The organism is Caenispirillum salinarum, from assembly GCF_044803115.1.
GTDB classification, from domain to species: Bacteria; Pseudomonadota; Alphaproteobacteria; order Rhodospirillales; family Rhodospirillaceae; genus Caenispirillum; species Caenispirillum salinarum_A.
On the sequence record NZ_CP085224.1, the window covers coordinates 5,025,670 to 5,045,171 of the forward strand.

Consider the following 19,502-nt stretch of genomic DNA (forward strand, 5'->3'; position numbering starts at 1 on the left):
TACCTTTCGCGGCGAACACCATGACGCACCCGGGCTTCCGTGACGCCATCGCCACCGGCCGCGACTGGGCCGAGGCCGCCGGCGCCTGCGCCGCCGCGCTGGGCGCGTGCGGCGGGCCGGGACGCCTGGGGTTCCTCTACGTCACCGAGCGCCTGGCCCCGGACCTGGGCGGCATCCTGTCGCTGCTGCGCGAGGCGACGGGCGTCGAGACCTGGGTGGGCGGGGCCGGCACCGGCATCTGCGGCCGCCGCCGCGAGGTGCACGGCGAGACGCCGGCGGTCTCGGCCATGGTCGCCGGCCTGCCGCCCGACAGCTTCCGCCTTCTGGGATCGCTGGTGCGTGGCGGCGACATGCCCGAGCCCGACGTGCTGGACTGGGTGGGGCCGGTCTCGCCGGTCCTGGGCATCGTCCACGGCGATGCCGACAACAGCCAGTTGGGCTGGATCGTGGAGGACCTGACCGACCTCACCGAGGGGTATCTGGTCGGCGGGCTGACCGGCGGCGGCCAGGGCGCGGCGGTGCCGACCCAGCTTGCCGGGCTGCCGACGCGCGGCGGGCTGTCGGGGGTTCTGATCAGCGGCCATGTGCCGGTGGCCGTGGCCGGCACGCAGGGCTGCGTGCCCGTCGGCGACTACCACACGGTCACCGAGACCAGCCGCGCCGCCATCGCCCGCCTGGACGGCCGCCGGCCGCTGGACATCCTGTGCGAGGAAACCGGCGCCCACAGCCGCGAGGACCTGCGCGCCCTGGCCGGCGTGGTGCATGTCGGCCTGCCCGTCGGCGCCTCCGACGTCGGCGCCTTCACCGTCCGGCCGCTCATGGCGGTGGACCCGCGCACCGGCTGGATCGCCACGGGCGCGCGGCTGGAACCGGGCGACCGCCTGTGCTTCGTCCGCCGCACACAGGAAGCGGCGGAGACGGACATGCGCGCCATGCTGAAGCGCCTGCGCGCCCGGCTCGACGGCCGGCCGCCGCGCGGCGGGATCTACGTCAGCTGCCACGGCCGCGGCCCAGAACTGTTCGGCGGCCGTGACAGGGAAATGACGTTGATCGCTGAAGAACTTGGAGATTTTCCGCTCACAGGGTTTTTCGGCGGGGGTGAAATACGCCACAATCAGCTTTACACCCATTCGGGCGTGCTGACCGTCTTTCGCTAGCACTGGCGATCACGCGCCGCCCCGCCCGCCCCGCCGCCAGACCAGGAAAGGGCCCGCGCCATGATCCGCCTCTTCGTCGGCCTCGACCTGCCCGAGGACCTGCGCGAGCAGCTTCACCGCCTGGGCGGCGGCATCCCCAACGCCCGGTGGCTGCCGCCTGAAAACCTGCACGTCACGCTGCGCTTCATCGGCGAGATCGACGAGGACCGCTGCGACGACGTTCACAACGCCCTGTCGGACATCCGCAGCCCCGCCTTCGACCTGGAGGTCGCCGGCATCGGCGCCTTCGAGAACGGCCACCGCGCCCACAGCCTGTGGGCCGGCGTGGAGAAGGTGCCGGAACTGATGCACCTGCACGACAAGGTGGACCGCGCCCTGGTGGGCATCGGCGAGCCGCCGGAGCGCCGCAAGTACACCCCCCACGTCACCATCGCGCGGCTGAAGGGGGCGCCGGTCCACAAGGTCCAGGACTTCATCGCCCACAACAACCTGTTCCGCTGGGGTCCGTGGCGGGTGGAGCACTTCACCCTGTTCTCCAGCGAACTCGGCCGCTCCGGCGCCACCTACACGGCGGAAGCCGACTACCCGCTGGTGCTGGGATAGCCGCCCGCCCCGCGCACCCCGTCACGCATGAATGGCCGCCGCGTTGGGGGCGATGACGGCGAAGCGGTCGCCCAAAGCCGCCAGGGAGGCACGGTGCAGGGTCGCCGCGTCCATCACTCCGCCCGCCGGGTCGGGCAGGTCGCGTGTGGCGCAGGCCGCGGCGACGACGGTGGAGCGATAGCCCAGGTCGAGCGCCGCCCGCACCGTGGAACTGACGCACATGTGCGTCATGAAGCCGCAGACGATCAACTCGGTGCGGCCGGTGGCCTTCACCCGGTCGTTCAGCTCGGTTCCCGCGAAGGCGTTGGGCAGACGCTTGCGGATGATGGCCTCGCCGTCGTGGGGCTTCACCGCCGCGGCGATGGCACCGCCCGGCCCGTCGGGATCGAACGGTCCGCCCGCCCCGCCCTGGTGGGCGATGTGGAAGACCGGCGTGCCCGCCGTGCGCGCCCGTTCCAGCAGCGCCGCCGCCTCGGCCAACGCCGGCTCCACGCCCGGCAGGGCCAGGCGGCCGTCGACGTATTCGTTCTGGCAGTCGATGAGCACGAGCACGGCCTCGGCCAGGCGCGCGGGCGTCAGGTCGGCCTTGGCGAGGGACAGCAGGGTCTGGGGGGCATCGGGCATGGCGGGGCTCCATGGCTGCGGAACAGGGTGGCGGATCGGGGTCGGGCGAGGCTCTCAGGCAGGCTCCAGCACCGAGGCCGGATCACGCAGGAAGTAGATGAGGTCGATGGACGGCGGTGCCACGCCGTTTTCGCTCAGCATCTGGTGGACCTGTCCCCGGTGGTGCGTCTGGTGGTTGAAGACATGGGTCAGCACCGGGTGCAATGGCTGCTCGAAGGTCTCCCCCGCCATGTTGGCATAGCGGAACGTGCCGGCAAGGCGCGCGTCGTCCCAGCCGTCGACGGTGCGGATGATGTGGGCGTCGAAATCCTCCCGTGCGCCGTACAGGGCCTGCGGCTCGGCATAGAGCACCTCGTCGAGGCGGCTGACGCCGGCGTCCGTGCCCTCGATGCGGGAGAACCAGATACGGTCGCCCACCAGCACATGGTTCAGCGTCTTGACGACGGAGCCGAAGAAACTCGGCCGCTCGCGCACCGCCTCGCCCGGCGGCAGGGCAAGCACCGCGTCATACAGGCGCGTGTTGGCCCAGGCGTTGTAGCGGGCCATGGTGCGGACATGGCGGACGGTCTGGGACAGTGTCACGACGGGCCTCCCCTGATGGTGGACGGGAATGGTCCCCCGAGCCTACCGGGAAGGCCCTCCATCGCCAGAGCCACTTCCATGCCCCTGGAAAGGTCCGCCGGCACCGGGGATGCCGTGCCGACACCCCGGCCCGCGCCATCCCGCTCAGGTGCGGACGTCGCACTCGGCCATCTTCATGTCCACGCGGTGCTGGCGGCAGCAGGCGATCAGGGTGTTGCGCAGGAGCATGGCGATGCCGAGCGGGCCCACGGCCTCGAACCGGTCGGCGAAGGCGCCGGCGACCGCGATGACCTCGTCGCGCTTCACGTCGCCCACCATGCGTGATTCGCCCGGCCCGGCGTGGATGGTGTGGCGGCCGGTGTCGATGACCGTCGCGCCCGGCGAAATCCAGTCGCCGCGCACCATTTCCGGCCGGTTCAGGGCGGCGACGACGATCTCGCACTCGCGCGAGATGGCCTTCACGTCGGTCAGGCTGGTACGCGAATGGACCTGGGTGACCGTGCAGTCGGCGTCGGTCAGAAGTCTCGCCAGCGGCTGGCCGACGCCCAGGCAACGGCCGAGCACGACAGCCCGCCGGCCGCTCATGTCACCCAGGTGGCGGCGCAGCAGGTCCACCACCGCCAGCGGCAGGCTGGGCACCAGTCCGGCCGCTCCCATCGTCAGGTCGCCGATGTTCAGCGGGTGCTGGCCATCCACGTCCTTGGCGGGGTCCACGGCGCGGCGCACCCTGCCGATGTCGATGCCCGGCGGCACCGGCTCCAGGATCACGACGCCATTGATGTCGCTGTCGTCGTTGATGCCCTCGACCACCAGCAGCAACTCGCGCGTGGTGCTTTCCTTGGGCATGTCGTGACGGTTGACGCGGAAGCCGGCGTCCAGCGCCCACTGCTCCCGGTGGTCGAGCATGGATCTGGTCTCGCCCTTGTCGCCGACGCGGATGAGGGCGAGGCCGGGGCGCACGCGCTCGTAGTCGCGCAAGGCGCGGACGCGGGCGGCGACGGCGTCGCGCAGGTCCTCGGCGTCCTCGCGGCCTTCCAGGATGACGGCTTTAGCCATGATCGCGTATCCGTTCCCAAAGGTAATCCGCAAGGGCCTGCGGCTCGTCGCTTTCGATCAGCAGGGTCTTGCGGCGGTCGGTGGCGCCGGCGGTGATGGAGACGGCCGATTTCGGCAGCTTCCAAACCTTCGCCAACAGCTTCACCAACGCCTGATTGGCCTTGCCGTTCTCGGGCACGACGGTGACCGCCACCTTCAGCACCCGCCCGCCGTCGGCATCGGCCGCGAGTCCCTGGACGGCATTGCGCGAGGCCTTGGGCGTCAGGCGCACGAACAGCCGAACGCCCCGCGCGCAAGGTTCCAGCGGCGGGGCGTCGACGGTGTGTGGATCGGCGGCGGCCACGGCGTCCTTAGAACGCGCCGGCCTGCATGGCGAGGCGGCCGAGCACGCCCTCCAGGAAGATGATCAGCAGGATCAGCACCATGGGCGACAGGTCCACGCCGCCCATGACGGGCACGACGGACCGGATGGGGCGCAACGCCGGCTCGGTGATGCGATGCAGGAAATCGCCCACCATGTAGACGAAGCGATTGCTCGTGTTGATCACATTGAAGGCGACCAGCCAGCTCAGCACCGCCGAGATGATGATGGCCCACAGGTAGAGGTTGAGCGCAATCAGCGCGACCTGGATCAGGGGACCGAGAACAACATCCATGGGGGACAACCGCTCCGCGTTGAAAAGCTCTGCAAAACGTAAGGCTTGGCCGGCACCTGCGCAAGAGCGCCGGCGCCCGCGCGACGCCGTCGAAAAACCGCAGAGGATTTGCTTGACATCCCCCTCGGTCCTCACCATTATCGCGTCCGCCGGGGCTGTAGCTCAGATGGGAGAGCGCTGCAATCGCACTGCAGAGGTCAGGGGTTCGATTCCCCTCAGCTCCACCAGATTTCCGGTCAACCCGCCGCTGGCGATAGCGGCGGGTTTTCTGCTTTTCGGCCGGCAATCGACCCCCTGCCCTTGGCTTCGCGCCCCTCCGGGGCGACGGTTCGATTCCCCTCAGCTCCACCAGATTTCCGGTCAACCCGCCGCTGGCGATAGCGGCGGGTTTTCTGCTTTTCGGCCGGCAATCGCATTCCGGCGCAGCCGGAAGACCCACCCGCACCACCGGCGTAGCGCATCCTCCTTCCGGCATCGCGTCCGCCGGTTTTCTTGGCGGAACCCCGGCGCGCGCGGTAGCCTTTTCCTTCAGCCGTCTTCCACGGGACCGGAGGCTTGAAGGCCCATGCGCATCGCCCTGTTCCAGACCCAAGGCAGCCCCGGTGACGTCGAGGCCAACATCACCGCCGCCGAGGAAGCCGCCGCGCGGGCCAAGGCCGGTGGCGCCGACCTGCTGATCCTGCCCGAGATGTTCCTGTCGGGCTACGCCATCGGGGAACTGGCCTTCGAACTGGCCGAGTCCGCCGATGGCGACTCCGCCCGCCGCATGGCCGAGGCCGCCCGCCGCCACGCCATCGCCATCCTCTACGGCCACGGCGAGCACGGCGAGGGCGGGCACTGCTACGACGCCGCCACCCTGGTGGACGCCCGCGGCCGCCACCGCACCACCTATCGCAAGGCCCACCTGTTCGGCGACGACGAGCGCACGGTCTACTCGCCCGGCAACGACCTGGGCCATCCGCACGGGCTGAACGGCCTGCGCGTCGGCGTCCTGGTCTCCTACGACGCCGAGTTTCCCGAGGCCGTCCGCGCGCTGGCCGCCCACGGCGCCGACCTGATCTGCGTGCCCGCCGCCCTGCCCGAGTCCCGCCGCAAGGTCGCGGAACTGCTGGTTCCCGCCCGCGCGGCGGAAAACGGCTGCTTCGTCGCCTACGCCAACCGCTGCTGGCGCGAGCACGAGACCGCCTATGCGGGGCTGAGCACCGTCGCCGCCCCCGACGGCTCGGTGCTGGCGCGGGCCGGGCGGGACGAGGACATGCTGTTCGCCAATATCGACGTCCCCGCCTATCACCGCACGCGCGACGCCAGCCCCTATCTGGACGACCGCCGGCCGGAGCTTTACGCCGCGGCGGAATAGCCGGCGGCGCGGCGATCGCGGGTTGGTCGGGCGCGGGCTTGGTGGTACACCAAGGGCCTTCCAGACCCGCAGAGAAGTCGCAAGGATGACCGAGAAGCACCCGCTCCGCCTGTTCAACAGCCTGGGCCGCGAGGTTCAGGAATTCCAGCCCATCGATCCGCGGAACGTGCGCGTCTACTCATGCGGCCCGACGGTCTACAACTACGCCCACATCGGCAACCTGCGCGCCTACGTCTTCGCCGACACGCTGCGCCGGGTGCTGACCTTCAAGGGCTACAACGTCACGCACGTCATCAACATCACCGATGTGGGCCACCTCACCTCCGACGCCGACGAGGGCGAGGACAAGATGGAGATGGCCGCCAGCCGCGAGAAGAAATCCATCTGGGACATCGCGGCCCACTACACGGCGGTGTTCAAGGACGACGTGCGGCGCCTGAACATCCTGGAGCCCAGCCACTGGACGCCCGCCACGGCCCACATCCAGGAAATGATCGCCTTCGCCCGCGACCTGGCCGAGGCCGGATACCTCTATGAGCTGGAGGACGGCGCGTACTTCGATACCTCGCGCGTGCCCGATTACGGCAGGCTGGGCCTGCTGGACCTGGAGGGGCAGGAGGCCGGCGCCCGCGTCACCGGGCCGGGCGACAAGCGCAACCCGGCGGACTTCGCGGTGTGGCGCAAGAGCCCCGAGAACAGCCGCCGCCAGATGGAATGGCACAGCCCCTGGGGCGTCGGCGCGCCGGGCTGGCACCTGGAATGCTCCGTCATGTCCATGAAATACCTGGGCGAGCGGTTCGACATCCACACCGGCGGCATCGACCATCGCCAGGTCCACCACTGCAACGAGATCGCCCAGAACCAGGGCTACACCCGCAGCGACAAGACGGGTGCCAACTGGTGGATGCACAACGAGTTCCTCATCATGCGCGACGGCAAGATGAGCAAGTCGTCGGGCAGGTTCCTGACGCTGGGCTCGCTGGTGGACCAGGGCATCCACCCGGCCGTCTACCGCCTGTTCCTGCTCGGCGCCTCCTACCGCTCGTCCCTGGAGTTCACCTGGGATGCGCTCGTGGGCGTGCGGTCGAGCCTGCGGCGGATGCTGCTGCGGGTGGAAGACCTGAAGGCGCGGGCAGGCGACACGTCGCAATGGATCAAGCTGGCGACGGAGGATCATTATTCCTCCGGCGGGTCGCTGTCGTATCTGGTGGAGCGCCTGACCGACGGCCTGACGGGCAAGCCGGCGGAGTTCCTGGACAAGCTGGACGCGGCGGTGTCCAACGACCTTGGCACGCCGGTGGCGCTGGCGCACCTGAACGAGCTTCTGTTCGCCAAGAAGACCGACCCGGCCGACGTTCTGCGGGCGGCGGCGGTCTATGATCTGGTGCTGGGGCTGAACCTGCTGACCATGTCCCCGCGCGACCTGGTCATCCGCCCCGCCGGCCAGACCCTCGACGAGGCCGAGATCGAGGCCCGTTTGGCCGAGCGCACGGAAGCCCGCAGGAACAAGGACTTCGCCCGCTCCGACGCCATCCGCGACGAGCTGGAGGCCATGGGTGTGGGCATCATGGACACCCCCCAGGGCACCCTGTTCGAGTGGCTGCCGCTGGCCGCGACGGACATCAAGCCGGAGTGACATGCTCCAAGGCACCGGTCCGGGGCGTAGAGGGGATACCCCCTCACGCCCCGGACCGGAGGCCGCTGCCATGCCCCTGTTTCGCGCCCTTCTGACGCTGCTTCTCCTGCCCCTCCTCGCCGCCCCCGCCCATGCGGCGGAGGATGCCCTGTGGTCGGCCCTGAAGGAGGGCGGCCATGTGGTGCTCATGCGCCATGCCCTGGCGCCGGGGACGGGCGACCCGTCCACCTTCGCGCTGGATGATTGTTCCACCCAGCGCGTGCTGAACGACACCGGCCGCCAGCAGGCGCGCGACACCGGGGCGGCCTTCCGCGCCCACGACGTGCCGGTCTCGCGCGTGCTGACCAGCCAGTGGTGCCGCTGCGTGGCGACGGCCGAGCTTCTGGACCTGGCGCCGGTGGAGGAGGAACCGCTGCTCAACAGCTTCTTCCGCGACCGCTCCCGCGGCCCGGCGCAGATCGCGGGGCTTGAGGACCTGATCGCCGCCCTGCCGCGCGACGGCGACACGGTTGTGATGGTGACCCATCAGGTGGTCATCACCGGCCTGACGGACGTCTTCCCCGCCAGCGGCGAAATGATCGTCCTGCGCCTGGAGCCGGATGGCGGCTGGACCCAGGCGGGACGGATCGCGGCGCGGTGAGGCTTTGCGATCAAGTTGTGTGGCACGCGTAGCAGCAGTAGTAGCAGCCATTGGCGGTGCTGTAGCCCTTCTTCTTCGCTTCGCTGACCGCTCCCTCGCAGTCGTCGTGCCAGCCGAGTGGTTCCTGGTTCTCCGGTTGAGCCCCGTACTTGCAGGAACTCTCGTGGACCTCGTGGTCACCGTTGGACTGCGCGTTCTTGTTGACGTGGTAGTACGGCATCGATTTCCTCCTTGATGAAAAGGTGGTCTAGGAGGAACGAATTTACAGCGAACTTAGAAGGCTTGGCAAGTTTTGGTCGTCTTTGTAGAAAATACACGCAAAACGCGCCAAACATGTCTGGTGCCTCAGTACCCGATCTCCTCCGCCGCCTGTTTCAGCACCTGTGCCGAGCGTTCCAGGGCCGCGTGCTCGGCGTCGGACAGGTCGGGCATGATCGTGCCCAGGATGCCGCCGCGCCCGATGATGCGGGGCAGGCTGGCGGCGACGTCGGGGATGCCCTCGATGGAGTCGTTGACCACCGACAGCGTCAGCACCGCGTGCTCGTCGTTGGCGATGGCCTGGCAGATGCGCATCAGGCCGCCGCCGATGCCGTACCACGTCGCGCCCTTGCCCTCGATGATATGATAGGCCGCGCGGCGCACCTGTTCGTCGATGTGCGTCCTGGCCGCCTCGTCCAGCGGCCGGCCCATCTGCTCGGCCAGGTCCTCCACCCGAACCGATCCCGCGATGGCCGAGGACCAGCACAGGACTTCCGAATCGCCGTGCTCGCCCAGCACGTAGCCATGGACCGACTTCGACGACAGCCCCAGGTGCCAGGCCAGAAGACCCCGGAAGCGGGCGGTGTCCAGCACCGTGCCGGACCCGATCACGCGCCCCGGCGCAAGCCCCGAAAGACGGGTCGCGACCTGCGTCATCACGTCGACCGGGTTGGTCGCCACCAGCAGGATTGTTCCGGGCGCGGCGCCCAGCACGCGCGGGATGATCTGCGCGAAGACGTCGGCATTGCGCCCCAGAAGCTCCATCCGGCTCTCGCCCGGCTTCTGGTTGGCGCCGGCGGCCAGGATGACCACGGCGGCGTTTTCAAGGTCGTCGTAGCCGCCGGCGCGCACCTTCACCGGATAGGCGAACGGTGTGGCGTGGCGAATGTCCTGCGCCTGCGCCTCGGCCATGCGGTGATCGAGGTCCACCAGCACCACCTCCGACGCCGCGCCCCGCATCACCAGCGCATAGGCCGCCGCCGAGCCCACCATGCCGCATCCGACAACACCCACCTTCATGGCCGCATCCTCCCTCGTTCGTTTTCCGGTCTTGCCAACCAACAACGTCGGGCCCTAGTGTGCGGGCATAAAGAGGAACGAGCCATGAACGGAAATCTCTCCCCCCGCGCCGTCGCCACGACGCGCGGCGTCTGCCGCCACCTCGCCGACCGGGGCATGGCGCCGGTCACCGAGGTGACGCTCGCCACCGGCCGGCGGGTGGACGTGCTGGCGCTGGGCGGCGACGGTTCCCTGCTGGTCGTCGAGGTGAAAAGCTGCGCCGCGGATTTTCACAGCGACGGCAAGTGGGAGGAGTACCTGGCGTTCTGCGACGCCTTCACCTTCGCCGTGCCGCCGGACTTTCCCACCGAAATCCTGCCGCCGGACCAAGGGTTGATCGTCGCCGACGACTACGAGGCCGCCATCCTGCGCCCGCCGGCCGAGCGGCCGCGCCTGCACGCCAGCCGGCGCAAGGCGGTGACGCACCTGTTCGCCACCACGGCGGCGCGGCGGCTGCGGGGCCTCCAGGACCCCGCCGTGGCAGACCGCTTGGAACGCTCTGCCTGAGGCCGCGCGTTGCCTCCCTTGGAGGTGGACGGTTCATGATTCGCTTTACGGATTTCGTCGCGGTGGCACGGGCGACCCCGGCCGATGCGCGCGCCCTGGGCCTGGCCGCCACGGCGGCGGTGGCGGCGCAGGCGCGCGGGACCTCGGCCAGCCTGGTGCTGGTGGCCGACGCCGCCGCCTTCGCCCGGCCCGGCGCGCTGAAGGGCATGGACCCCGGCCCGCCCTTCCGCCCCCTGCCGGAACTTGTGGACGAACTGCGCGCGTCCGGCGGGCAGGTCTGCGTTTCCGCCGTCTGTCTGGTGAAGGAGGACATCGCCCCCGACCGCGTGGCCGAGGGCATGACCATCATCACCATCGACGAAATGGTGGACCTGCTGATGCGCGCGAAGGGCACGTTGCAACTGACGTGAGCGATGCCCTCCGCAGCCCGTGCGATCAGCTTTTCAGCGCGTCGATGTCGCCGAACAGCTCCAGCGCCTCGGGGTTGGCCAGGGCCTCCTTGTTCTTGACGGCGCGGCCGTGGACCACGTCGCGCACCGCCAGTTCCACGATCTTGCCCGACTTGGTGCGCGGAATGTCGTCGACCTGCACCACCTTGGCCGGCACGTGGCGGGGCGTGGCGCCTTCCTTCACCGTCTGCTTGATGCGCTTGACAAGGTCTTCCGTCAGCTCAACGCCCTCGCGCAGGCGGACGAACAGCACGACGCGGACGTCGTTGTCCCAGTCCTGGCCGATGACCAGCGCCTCGATGACCTCGGGCAGCTTTTCCACCTGGCGGTAGATCTCGGCCGTGCCGATGCGCACGCCGCCGGGGTTGAGCGTGGCGTCGGAGCGGCCGTAGACGATGATGCCGCCGGTTTCCGTCAGCTCCACCCAGTCGCCGTGGGTCCAGACGTTGTCGTACTTGTCGAAATAGGCATTGTGGAAGCGTTCCCCGGTCGGGTCGTTCCAGAAGCCCACCGGCACCGACGGGAAGGCCTTGGTGCAGACCAGTTCGCCCTTCTGGCCGACCACGGGCTTGCCCTCGTCGTCGAAGACGTGGACGTCCATGCCCAGGCCCCGGCACTGGATCTCGCCGCGGTAGACGGGCCCGATGGGGTTGCTCAGCATGAAACACGACAGGATGTCCGTGCCGCCCGAGATGGAGGCGAGCTGGATGTCGTCCTTGATGCCCTCGTAGACGAAATCGAAGCTTTCCGGCGCCAGCGGCGAGCCGGTGGACGCCATGACGCGGACGGTGGACAAGTCGTGGCTGTCCTTGGGCTTAAGGCCGGCCTTCTTGACCGCGTCGATCCACTTGGCCGAGGTGCCGAAGAAGGTCATCTTTTCCTCGTCGGCGTAGTCGAACAGCACGTTGCCGTTGGGGTAGAACGGCGAGCCGTCGAACAGCAGCAGGGTGGAGCCCGCAGCCAGCGCGGCCACCAGCCAGTTCCACATCATCCAGCCGCAGGTGGTGAAGTAGAACACCCGGTCGCCCGGCTTCTCGTCACAGTGCAGGACATGCTCCTTGACCTGCTGGAGCAGGGTGCCGCCGTGCCCATGCACGATGCATTTCGGCGCGCCCGTGGTGCCCGAGCTGAACATGATGAACAGCGGATGGTCGAAGGGCAGGGGCTCGAAGGTCACCTCGGCGGGCATCTTGCCGGCGCAGAAGTCGCCCCAGGTCACCGCGCCCTGCACGGCCGAGACATCCGGCGTGTCGGTGGTGTAGGGCACCACCACCACCTTTTCCAGCGACGGCATGCGCTCGGCGATGGTCGCCAGCTTTTCCAGGCTGTCGTGGGTCTTGCCGTTGTAGAAATAGCCGTTGCAGGCCACCAGCACCTTGGGCTCGATCTGGCCGAAGCGGTCCAGCACGCCCTGCACGCCGAAGTCCGGCGAGGCGGAAGACCAGATGGCCCCAAGCCCCGTGGCGGCCAGCATGGCGATGATGGTTTCCGGCATGTTGGGCATGTAGCCGGCCACGCGGTCACCCTTGCCGATGCCCAGGTCCTTCAGCGCCTGCTGGAAGCGCGAGACCTCGGCTTTCAGGCCGCCGTAGGTCAGGCGGCGCTTCACCTTGTCCTCGCCCCGGAAGACGATGACCTCCTCGTCCTCGGGGCGCGGGCGCATGAGGTTCTCGGCGTAGTTGACGTGGCCTTGCGGGAACCACTTGGCGCCGGGCAGCTTGGTGACGTCGTCGACCACCACGGACCCCGGCTCGCCGATGATGCCCAGTTCGTCCCAGGCCAGCCGCCAGAAGGCTTCCGGTTCCTCCACCGACCATTGGCGCAGGGATTCATAGTCGGTGAACGAGCGGCCGGCGACGGGCTCGGCCTTGCGCATGAAGGCGGTCATGTTGGCGCGGGCGATGCGCTCGGCGGACGGTTCCCACAGCTTGGTGGCCACGGTGGCGGTCTCCCTTGTTCGTTGTTTTCGCGGTCGCGAATTGACGGGGATCATGCCCCAATCCGGGGGCAATCGCCAAGTGGCGCGTGGGGTTAAGGGCGGGCAGGCGGGAACCACACCCATGGGGTCGCGGAGCCGCAGGCGTGTGCGAAGCCCACAGTGCGACCCCGCGCCGGTCAGGCGCGTCTGCGCCGGGCGCAACCGGACACCTACCGCGCCTTGTTCAGTTCGTTCACCAGCAGAGGCCCGCGGGGACCGGTGGCCCAGCCGAAGGCGTCGCGGCCGGTGTAGTCGGCGATGCGCGGATCGGCGCCGGCGGCGATCAGGGCGCGCACCACGTCCATGTTGCCCTTGCGCACGGCGGCCATGAGCGGCGTCAGTCCCTGGTCGTTCTGCACGTCCAGGCGGGCGCCGGCATCGACCAGGGTGCTTACGATGGCGCCCGCACCGCCGTCGGCCGCCCAGTAGAGGGCGGTGCTGCCCATGCCGTCCCTCTTGTCGGGGCGGGCGTCGTGGCGCAGCAGCAGCTCCACCATGTCAGGCCGGTTCTGGCGCGTGGCGACGACCAGCAGGGGCTCGCCCTCGTTGTTTGTGGCGTCCGGCTCGCCCTTGCCCAGCAGGTAGGCACGCAGGGCCTCCGCATCGCCGCGCCGCAGGTCCTCCACCACCTTTTTCTCCAGGCGGATGGACATCTCGGCCTGCGCCGGTGCGGGCGCCAGAGCGGCAAGCCCGGCGGCGCAGAAGGTTCCCAGAAGGACGGCGGCGGTGAAGCGACGGAGCATGGGCAGCGGGTCCGGGTTCAGCAGGGTTACGGATGGTTGCGCCCACGCAGTGTCCGACGCGCCGGTCGGTCGGTCAAGACCCGCGATAGCGCGGCCCGCGCAGGCGGTTGAACGGCGCGATGATGCGCGCCAGCCAAGCGGGCAGCACCCAGCTTGCAGGCTTCTGCGGCTCCAGTCCCAGGCCGAGGGAAACCAGTTCGCCCTCGTCGTCCACCTCGCGCACGATGATCTCGGCGAATCCCATGGGAATGCGGTCGCCCGGCGCGGCCCGTCCGTCGAACACGCGGTCGAAGGTTTCCGCCAGGGTGCAGGTGGTGTCCATCCCCGGCGGCGTCGGCAGCCCATAGGTGGTGGCGACGCCGATGATGGTCGCATTGGGCGCCAGCGGGAAGTCGCCGAAAAAGGCCGTGTCGCTCAGGTCCGGCCCCTCGGGCTTGGCGAACAGGCGGTCAAGCAGCGGCACGTAGCGCGGATTGATGAAGATGTAGACGTAATCCTTGGCGCGCAGCTTGCCCGCCTGCCGCCACGTCATGGAGCGTCCCTCTCGCACCACCAGCGACGGCCGCGCCCAGCGCGGCACGCGGTGGCCGGTGGCGACGGCGGCATCGGCGGAGAGGCGGTAGACCACCAGTTCGTGCCGCGCCTCGTCGGGCAGTTCCAGCTCGAAGCGCTCCACCAGGCCGGACCGCGACGGCACCATCATCCCCAGCTTTCGGGCGACGGGACGGATGGACCAGCCCTGCACCACCAGCGACACCAGAACGATGATGAAGGCGATGTTGAACAGGTCCTGTCCGCCCTCCATCCCCGCCACCATGGGGACGATGGCAAGCAGGATTGACACCGCGCCGCGCAGGCCCACCCAGGCGGCGAACAGGGTCTCGCGCCCGGTGAACCTGAACGGCAGCAGCACCAGCCACACCGCCAGCGGCCGCGCCACCAGGATCAGCACCACCGCCAGCACGATGGCCGGCACGGCCACGGCGCCGAACTGCGAGGGCGTCGCCAACAGCCCCAGCGTCAGGAACATGACGATTTGCGCCAGCCAGGTAATGCCCGCCTGGAAGCGCTTCAGCGTCGGGGCGTTGGGCATGTCGGCGTTGCCCGCCACCACGCCCGCCACGTACACCGCCAGAAAGCCCGATCCGCCGACCACGCTGACGGCCCCGAACAGGGTCAGCGCCAGGCTGATGACGGTCAGCGGGAACAGCATGGGCTCCAGCCGCACCCGGCGCATGAGCATCAGCATGGCCCGCCCGCCCAGGAAGCCGCCGACAAGGCCGATGCCCAGTTGCTGGGCGACGGTCAGCGCCAGCGTCCAGTCCAGGCTGGCGAAGCCCTGGCCGCTCAGCGCCACCTCGGCCAGCAGGATGGTCAGAAACACGGCCATGGGGTCGTTCGAGCCGGATTCGATCTCCAGCAGGGACTTCACCCGGTCGCGCAGCTTCATGCCGCCGACCCGCAGCAGGAAGAACACCGCGGCGGCGTCGGTCGACGACACGACGGCGCCGAGCAGGAACGCCTGCGGCCACGGCAGGTCCATGACGTAATGCGCCGCCACGCCCAGCAGGCCGGCGGTCAGCATCACGCCCACCGTCGCCAGCGACAGCGCCGGCCCGGCGGCCAGGCGGAAGCTCTTGATGGGCGTGCCAAAGCCGCTGTCGAACAGGATGACGGCCAGCGCCAGGCTGCCGATGAAATAAGCCAGCGGGGCGTTGTCGAAGTTCACGCCCGCCAGGCCGTCCTCGCCGGCCACCAGCCCCATCAGCAGGAACACCAGCAAGAGCGGCGCCCCGACGCGCATGGACAGCAGGCTCGTGAAGATGCTCACCGCCACGAGACCCGCACCGAACAGGATCGCGACGTGGACGGTTTCGAGCACGGGCGGGCGTCCTTCTGCGGCGGCGGGGAAAACGGGCGGGACAGGTCAGATACAATAACACGAACGGCCCGCCCCCGGATGCCGGGGACGGGCCGCCGCGTCTCAAGCCGGGATCAGCGGCCGGCCTGCGAGCTGGTGCCGAACTCGGGGTAGGCTTCCAGGCCAAGCTCGTGCTTGTCCATGCCGTCCATTTCCTCCTCGTCGGAGACCCGCAGGCCGACGGTGGCCTTGAGGATGCCCCACAGGACGAAGGAGACGGCCAGCGTGAAGGCGCCCACGGCGACGATGCCGATGACCTGGGCGACGATGTCGCCGCCGCCGAAAATGCCGACGGCCAGGGTGCCCCAGATGCCGGCGACCAGGTGGACCGAGATGGCGCCGACCACGTCGTCGATCTTCAGCTTGTCGAGCATGGGCACGGCCAGCACCGCCAGGATGGCGCCGATGGCACCGACCACCATGGCCAGGAACAGGTTCTCCAGCGTCGGGTTGGCGGTGATCGCCACCAGACCGGCGAGCGCGCCGTTCAGCACCATGGTCAGGTCGATCTTCTTGTAGAGGATCTGGGTCATCGCCATGGCGGTCACGATGCCCGCGCAGGCGGCCAGGAAGGTGTTGGCGTAGACGATGGACATGGCGGTGGCGTCAAGGGCCGAGCCCAGGGCGAGCTGCGATCCGCCGTTGAAGCCGAACCAGCCGAACCACAGGATGAACATGCCCAGCGTGGCCAGGCTCAGGTTGCTGCCCGGCAGCGGGTTGACCCGGCCGTCGGCGCCGTACTTGCCCTTGCGCGCGCCCACCATGATGGCACCGGCCAGCGCCGCCCAGCCACCGACCGAGTGCACGATGGTCGAGCCGGCGAAGTCGCTGAAGCCCATCTCGGTCAGCCAGCCGCCGCCCCAGGTCCACGAGCCCTGGATCGGGTAGATCACGGCACCCAGGACGAAGACGAAGGCGATGAACGGCCACACCTTCATGCGCTCGGCCACCGTGCCGGACACCACCGAGGCGGCGGTGGCGACGAAGACCACCTGGAAGAACCAGTCGGACATGACCGAATAGCCGTTGCCGACCACCTCGGACACCATCTCCGGCGTCGCCTCGTCGGCGCCCAGCAGGGCGGTTTCCGCGCCCGACGGGTTGTAGAGCAGCGCGAAGCTGCCGATCCAGCCCGAGACGTCGACGTACATCAGGTTGTAGCCGACCAGGTAGAAGGCGATGGACGCGGTCGCGTACAGCGCGGTGTTCTTCAGGCAGATGGAGGCGACATTCTTGCCCCGCACCAGGCCGGCTTCCAGCATGGCGAAGCCGACGGCCATGAAGAACACCATGGCGCCGTGGATGAGGAACGAGAACGTGTTGAAGGTAAAGGCCGTCTCGGCCGACACCTCGGCGTGCGCCGGGGCGGCGGCCAGGGCCACGGCCAGGGCGGCGCCCGCCGGCGCCAGAAGGCTGCGCAGTGTGATCATGGGGTAAGGGTCCTTCATTCCTTCGCCCGCCGGCAGCGGCGGGATTGGGTCTGGACGGCAGGGGCGGTCACACCGCGTCCATGTCCTTTTCGCCGGTGCGGATGCGCACCGTGCGGGCGACTTCGGTGACGAAGATCTTTCCGTCGCCGATCTTTCCGGTGTGGGCGGCTTCGCGGACGGCCTCGATGACCTTGTCTTCCAGGTCGTCCTCGACGGCGACTTCCACCTTCACCTTGGGCAGGAAGCTCACCTCGTACTCGGCGCCGCGGTAGACTTCGGTCTGGCCTTTTTGGCGGCCGAAGCCGCGCACTTCGGTGACCGTCAGCCCCTGCAGCCCGAGGTCGAGCAGAGCCTCACGCACGTCGTCGAGCCGGAACGGCTTGATGATGGCGGTGACCAGCTTCATGGGCGGTGTCCTCATGCTCGGGTATCCCGGCCGATGTCTTTTCAAGGGGCGTGCCAGACTCGGGCGGGCCGCGCGACTCGTGATGAACCGGACCGTTCACCGCCACCGGCCCGGACAGGCGGCGCCCGCTCCTGCGTAAGAACCGGGCACCGCGCGGATTTTGCATAAACTTCATGCACAGGCGTTGTGCCCCTGCCTGAAGTCTGGACAAACGGCGTGGTCGGGGCTCAAATCGGGCGCGTATACAAGCCGGCCCGCAAGCCTCGGGCATGGCATCGGAATTCACGGGAGCGGATCATGGAGCTTCGGACCGAGGTCCTCATCATCGGCGGCGGACTGGTGGGCGGCACAATGGCCTGCGCGCTGGGGCGTTTCGGCGTGCCCTGCATCGTGGTGGACCGCGACGATCCCTCCACGCTCACCCACGAAGGCTACGACGGCCGCTGCTCGGCGGTGGCGCTGGCCTGCCAGAAGGTGCTCGACGGCGTCGGCCTGTGGCGGCACATGGCCGACGACTGCCAGCCCATCGAGCACATCCGGGTGGCCGACGGCGAGAGCCTGCTGTTCCTGCACTACGACCATCGCGACGTGGGCGACGCGCCCATGGGCTACATGGCCGAGAACCGCGTCATGCGCCGCGCCATCTACACCCAGATGGAGACGCTGCCCGACGTCACCCACCTGGCGCCGCACTCCGTGGTGTCGCTGGATCGCGGACCCGACGGCGTGACGGCGGAGATGGAGGACGGCCGCGTCATCCGCGCCAAGCTGGTGGTCGCCGCCGACGGCCGCCGATCCCCGACCCGCGAGGCCGCCGGCATTCCCATCCACGGTTGGGACTACGGCCAGGACGGCATCGTCATGACGGTCTGGCACGAGCGCGACCACAACGGCACCGCCATCGAGCACTTCCTGCCCGCCGGCCCCTTCGCCATCCTGCCGCTGAAGGGCGGCCACCATTCGTCGCTGGTGTGGACGGAGCGCCGCGCCCTGGTGGAAGAATTGATGAACCTGGACGACAGCACCTTCCACGCCGAACTGATGAAGCGCTTCGGCGACTTCCTGGGCGACGTGAAGGTGGTCAGCAAGAAGTTCCACTACCCGCTGTCGCTGCAATTCGCCCGGCGCTACACCGACCGCCGCCTGGCGCTCATCGGCGACGCGGCGCACGGCATGCACCCGGTGGCCGGGCAGGGCATGAACTTCGGCCTGCGCGACGTCGCCGTGCTGACGGAAAAGATCGTCGACGCCCACCGTCTGGGGCTGGACGTCGGCACCATCACGGTGCTGGACGACTACCAGCGCCTGCGCCGCTTCGACAACCTGCTGATGCTGGGCCTGACGGACGCCATCGTGCGACTGTTCTCCAACGACATCCCGCCGGTGCGGCTGGCGCGCGACGTGGGGCTGGCGGTGGTCAACAAGATCAATCCGGCCAAGAAGTTCTTCATGCGCCACGCCATGGGCGAGATCGGCATCCTGCCCAAGCTGATGCGCGGCCAGACCCTGTAACCGAAGACGGATTGACGGCGCGCCGGCGGCGGGAGTAGGCATCGCGGAGACCCCAGTTCCAGGAGCCGCGCCATGTCCTCGCCGTCCGCCGCCGTCAGCACCCTGACCGAGCCCGCCGTGCCGGAGGCTTTCCTGGCGCTCGCCAACCGCCTGGCCGACACCAGCGGGGCGCTCATCCGCAGGCACTTCCGCACGCCGCTGGACATCGACGACAAGGCCGACGACAGCCCCGTCACCGCCGCCGACCGCGGCGCCGAAGAGGCCATGCGGGCGGTCATCGCCGAAACCTTCCCCGACCACGGCATCATCGGCGAGGAGTTCGAGGCGGTGAACCCCGATGCCGAGCATGTCTGGGTGCTCGACCCCATCGACGGCACCAAGGCCTTCATCACCGGCAAGCCCAGCTTCGGCACGCTGATCGCGCTTCTGAAGGACGGCCGGCCGTGGCTTGGCGTCATCGACCAGCCCATCATCGGCGAACGCTGGATCGGGGCGGCCGGCCACGGCACGACGCTGAACGGCACGCCCGCCGCCACCCGCGACATCGGCCGCGTGGACGCCGCCGCGCTGTACGCCACGGCGCCCGAAATGTTCATGGGCGAGGACTGGCCCACCTTCCAGCGCCTCTACAAGCGCGTCAAGCTGCCGCGCTACGGCGCCGACTGCTATGCCTACGGACTGCTGGCCTCGGGCTTCGTCGACATCGTCTGCGAGGCCGACCTCAAGCTGCACGACTGGGCTGCCGTGGTGCCGGTGGTGGAGAACGCCGGCGGCCGCGTCACCGACTGGACCGGCGCACCGCTGGTCAAGGGCGCCGACGGCCACGTGCTGGCCGCCGGCGGGCCGGAGGTCCACACAGCCGCCCTGCGCGTCCTGCGCGAAGGCTGAGGCCGCCCATACCCTTCCCTTACGCAACAAAACAGCGCCA

At 69.2% G+C, this 19,502-nt stretch carries 21 protein-coding genes and 1 tRNA gene; 10 read left to right on the forward strand and 12 right to left on the reverse strand.

Translation table 11 applies throughout. The annotated features are described in order from the left end of the window. Positions 1-20 precede the first annotated feature (20 nt). Both LG334_RS23335 and thpR read left to right on the forward strand, forming a co-directional pair. Positions 21-1,157, forward strand: a complete 1,137-nt coding sequence (locus LG334_RS23335; RefSeq protein ID WP_404381988.1) for an FIST N-terminal domain-containing protein — start codon at positions 21-23, stop codon at positions 1,155-1,157. A gap of 60 nt (positions 1,158-1,217) precedes the next feature. Next, on the forward strand, positions 1,218-1,760 hold the full coding sequence (gene thpR, locus LG334_RS23340; RefSeq protein ID WP_404381990.1) for an RNA 2',3'-cyclic phosphodiesterase: 543 nt from the start codon (positions 1,218-1,220) through the stop codon (positions 1,758-1,760). 21 nt (positions 1,761-1,781) lie between these two features. Here thpR and LG334_RS23345 read toward each other — a convergent pair whose 3' ends face one another. The 5 genes from LG334_RS23345 to LG334_RS23365 all read right to left on the reverse strand — a co-directional run bounded on the left by LG334_RS23345 (position 1,782) and on the right by LG334_RS23365 (position 4,678). After that, complete coding sequence (locus LG334_RS23345; RefSeq protein ID WP_404381992.1) at positions 1,782-2,384, reverse strand: cysteine hydrolase family protein; 603 nt, start codon at positions 2,382-2,384, stop codon at positions 1,782-1,784. 54 nt (positions 2,385-2,438) lie between these two features. Then, positions 2,439-2,966, reverse strand: a complete 528-nt coding sequence (locus LG334_RS23350) for a DinB family protein (RefSeq protein ID WP_404381994.1) — start codon at positions 2,964-2,966, stop codon at positions 2,439-2,441. A 144-nt stretch (positions 2,967-3,110) separates the two neighbouring features. Continuing rightward, entirely contained in the window at positions 3,111-4,022 is a 912-nt protein-coding gene (locus tag LG334_RS23355; protein WP_404381996.1) for a tetrahydrofolate dehydrogenase/cyclohydrolase catalytic domain-containing protein, read from the reverse strand. Beyond that, complete coding sequence (locus LG334_RS23360; RefSeq protein WP_404381998.1) at positions 4,015-4,365, reverse strand: DUF167 domain-containing protein; 351 nt, start codon at positions 4,363-4,365, stop codon at positions 4,015-4,017. The genes LG334_RS23355 and LG334_RS23360 overlap by 8 nt, the downstream gene beginning before the upstream one ends. Positions 4,366-4,372: 7 nt before the next feature. Continuing rightward, entirely contained in the window at positions 4,373-4,678 is a 306-nt protein-coding gene (locus LG334_RS23365; protein ID WP_404382000.1) for a YggT family protein, read from the reverse strand. Between the two features lie 151 nt (positions 4,679-4,829). Between LG334_RS23365 and LG334_RS23370 the strand changes: the two genes are divergently transcribed. The 4 genes from LG334_RS23370 (at position 4,830) to LG334_RS23385 (ending at position 8,311) form a co-directional block, all read left to right on the forward strand. Further along, positions 4,830-4,905 (forward strand) — tRNA-Ala (locus tag LG334_RS23370). 338 nt (positions 4,906-5,243) lie between these two features. Beyond that, positions 5,244-6,035 (forward strand): nitrilase-related carbon-nitrogen hydrolase, encoded by a 792-nt coding sequence (locus LG334_RS23375; RefSeq protein WP_404382002.1) that lies wholly within the window; start codon positions 5,244-5,246, stop codon positions 6,033-6,035. Between the two features lie 85 nt (positions 6,036-6,120). Beyond that, positions 6,121-7,671 carry a cysteine--tRNA ligase gene (cysS, locus tag LG334_RS23380; RefSeq protein WP_404382004.1) on the forward strand — a complete coding sequence of 517 codons (1,551 nt, stop codon included), beginning with the start codon at positions 6,121-6,123 and terminating at the stop codon, positions 7,669-7,671. A gap of 70 nt (positions 7,672-7,741) precedes the next feature. Further along, positions 7,742-8,311 carry a histidine phosphatase family protein gene (locus tag LG334_RS23385; protein ID WP_404382006.1) on the forward strand — a complete coding sequence of 190 codons (570 nt, stop codon included), beginning with the start codon at positions 7,742-7,744 and terminating at the stop codon, positions 8,309-8,311. A 10-nt stretch (positions 8,312-8,321) separates the two neighbouring features. Here LG334_RS23385 and LG334_RS23390 read toward each other — a convergent pair whose 3' ends face one another. Next, on the reverse strand, positions 8,322-8,531 hold the full coding sequence (locus tag LG334_RS23390) for a hypothetical protein (RefSeq protein ID WP_404382008.1): 210 nt from the start codon (positions 8,529-8,531) through the stop codon (positions 8,322-8,324). A gap of 125 nt (positions 8,532-8,656) precedes the next feature. Further along, positions 8,657-9,589, reverse strand: a complete 933-nt coding sequence (locus LG334_RS23395; RefSeq protein WP_404382010.1) for an L-lactate dehydrogenase — start codon at positions 9,587-9,589, stop codon at positions 8,657-8,659. Positions 9,590-9,673: 84 nt separating this feature from the next. On the opposite strand from LG334_RS23395, the gene LG334_RS23400 reads away from it, so the two are divergent. Together LG334_RS23400 and LG334_RS23405 are read left to right on the forward strand one after the other, a co-directional pair. Further along, positions 9,674-10,135, forward strand: coding sequence for an MmcB family DNA repair protein (locus tag LG334_RS23400; RefSeq protein WP_404382012.1), 462 nt, complete (start codon positions 9,674-9,676; stop codon positions 10,133-10,135). Between the two features lie 35 nt (positions 10,136-10,170). After that, the gene (locus LG334_RS23405; protein ID WP_404382014.1) at positions 10,171-10,545 is read left to right on the forward strand and encodes a DsrE family protein; all 375 of its coding nucleotides are present in this window, start codon (positions 10,171-10,173) and stop codon (positions 10,543-10,545) included. 25 nt (positions 10,546-10,570) lie between these two features. Here LG334_RS23405 and LG334_RS23410 read toward each other — a convergent pair whose 3' ends face one another. From LG334_RS23410 to LG334_RS23430, 5 genes are all read right to left on the reverse strand, one after another. Beyond that, entirely contained in the window at positions 10,571-12,523 is a 1,953-nt protein-coding gene (locus LG334_RS23410) for an acetoacetate--CoA ligase (RefSeq protein ID WP_404382016.1), read from the reverse strand. A 209-nt stretch (positions 12,524-12,732) separates the two neighbouring features. After that, positions 12,733-13,305, reverse strand: a complete 573-nt coding sequence (locus LG334_RS23415) for an ankyrin repeat domain-containing protein (protein WP_404382018.1) — start codon at positions 13,303-13,305, stop codon at positions 12,733-12,735. 73 nt (positions 13,306-13,378) lie between these two features. Beyond that, positions 13,379-15,187: a potassium/proton antiporter gene (locus tag LG334_RS23420; protein WP_404382020.1), complete on the reverse strand. Its 1,809-nt coding sequence runs from the start codon at positions 15,185-15,187 to the stop codon at positions 13,379-13,381. A gap of 113 nt (positions 15,188-15,300) precedes the next feature. Beyond that, on the reverse strand, positions 15,301-16,656 hold the full coding sequence (locus LG334_RS23425) for an ammonium transporter (RefSeq protein WP_404382022.1): 1,356 nt from the start codon (positions 16,654-16,656) through the stop codon (positions 15,301-15,303). 67 nt (positions 16,657-16,723) lie between these two features. Beyond that, a complete protein-coding gene (locus LG334_RS23430) occupies positions 16,724-17,062 on the reverse strand; it encodes a P-II family nitrogen regulator (RefSeq protein WP_009542459.1) in 339 nt (112 codons plus the stop codon). Positions 17,063-17,359: 297 nt separating this feature from the next. On the opposite strand from LG334_RS23430, the gene LG334_RS23435 reads away from it, so the two are divergent. Further along, positions 17,360-18,574 carry a UbiH/UbiF/VisC/COQ6 family ubiquinone biosynthesis hydroxylase gene (locus tag LG334_RS23435; RefSeq protein ID WP_404382025.1) on the forward strand — a complete coding sequence of 405 codons (1,215 nt, stop codon included), beginning with the start codon at positions 17,360-17,362 and terminating at the stop codon, positions 18,572-18,574. A 72-nt stretch (positions 18,575-18,646) separates the two neighbouring features. Further along, the gene (gene hisN / locus LG334_RS23440) at positions 18,647-19,462 is read left to right on the forward strand and encodes a histidinol-phosphatase (RefSeq protein WP_404382027.1); all 816 of its coding nucleotides are present in this window, start codon (positions 18,647-18,649) and stop codon (positions 19,460-19,462) included. Positions 19,463-19,502: the final 40 nt, after the last annotated feature.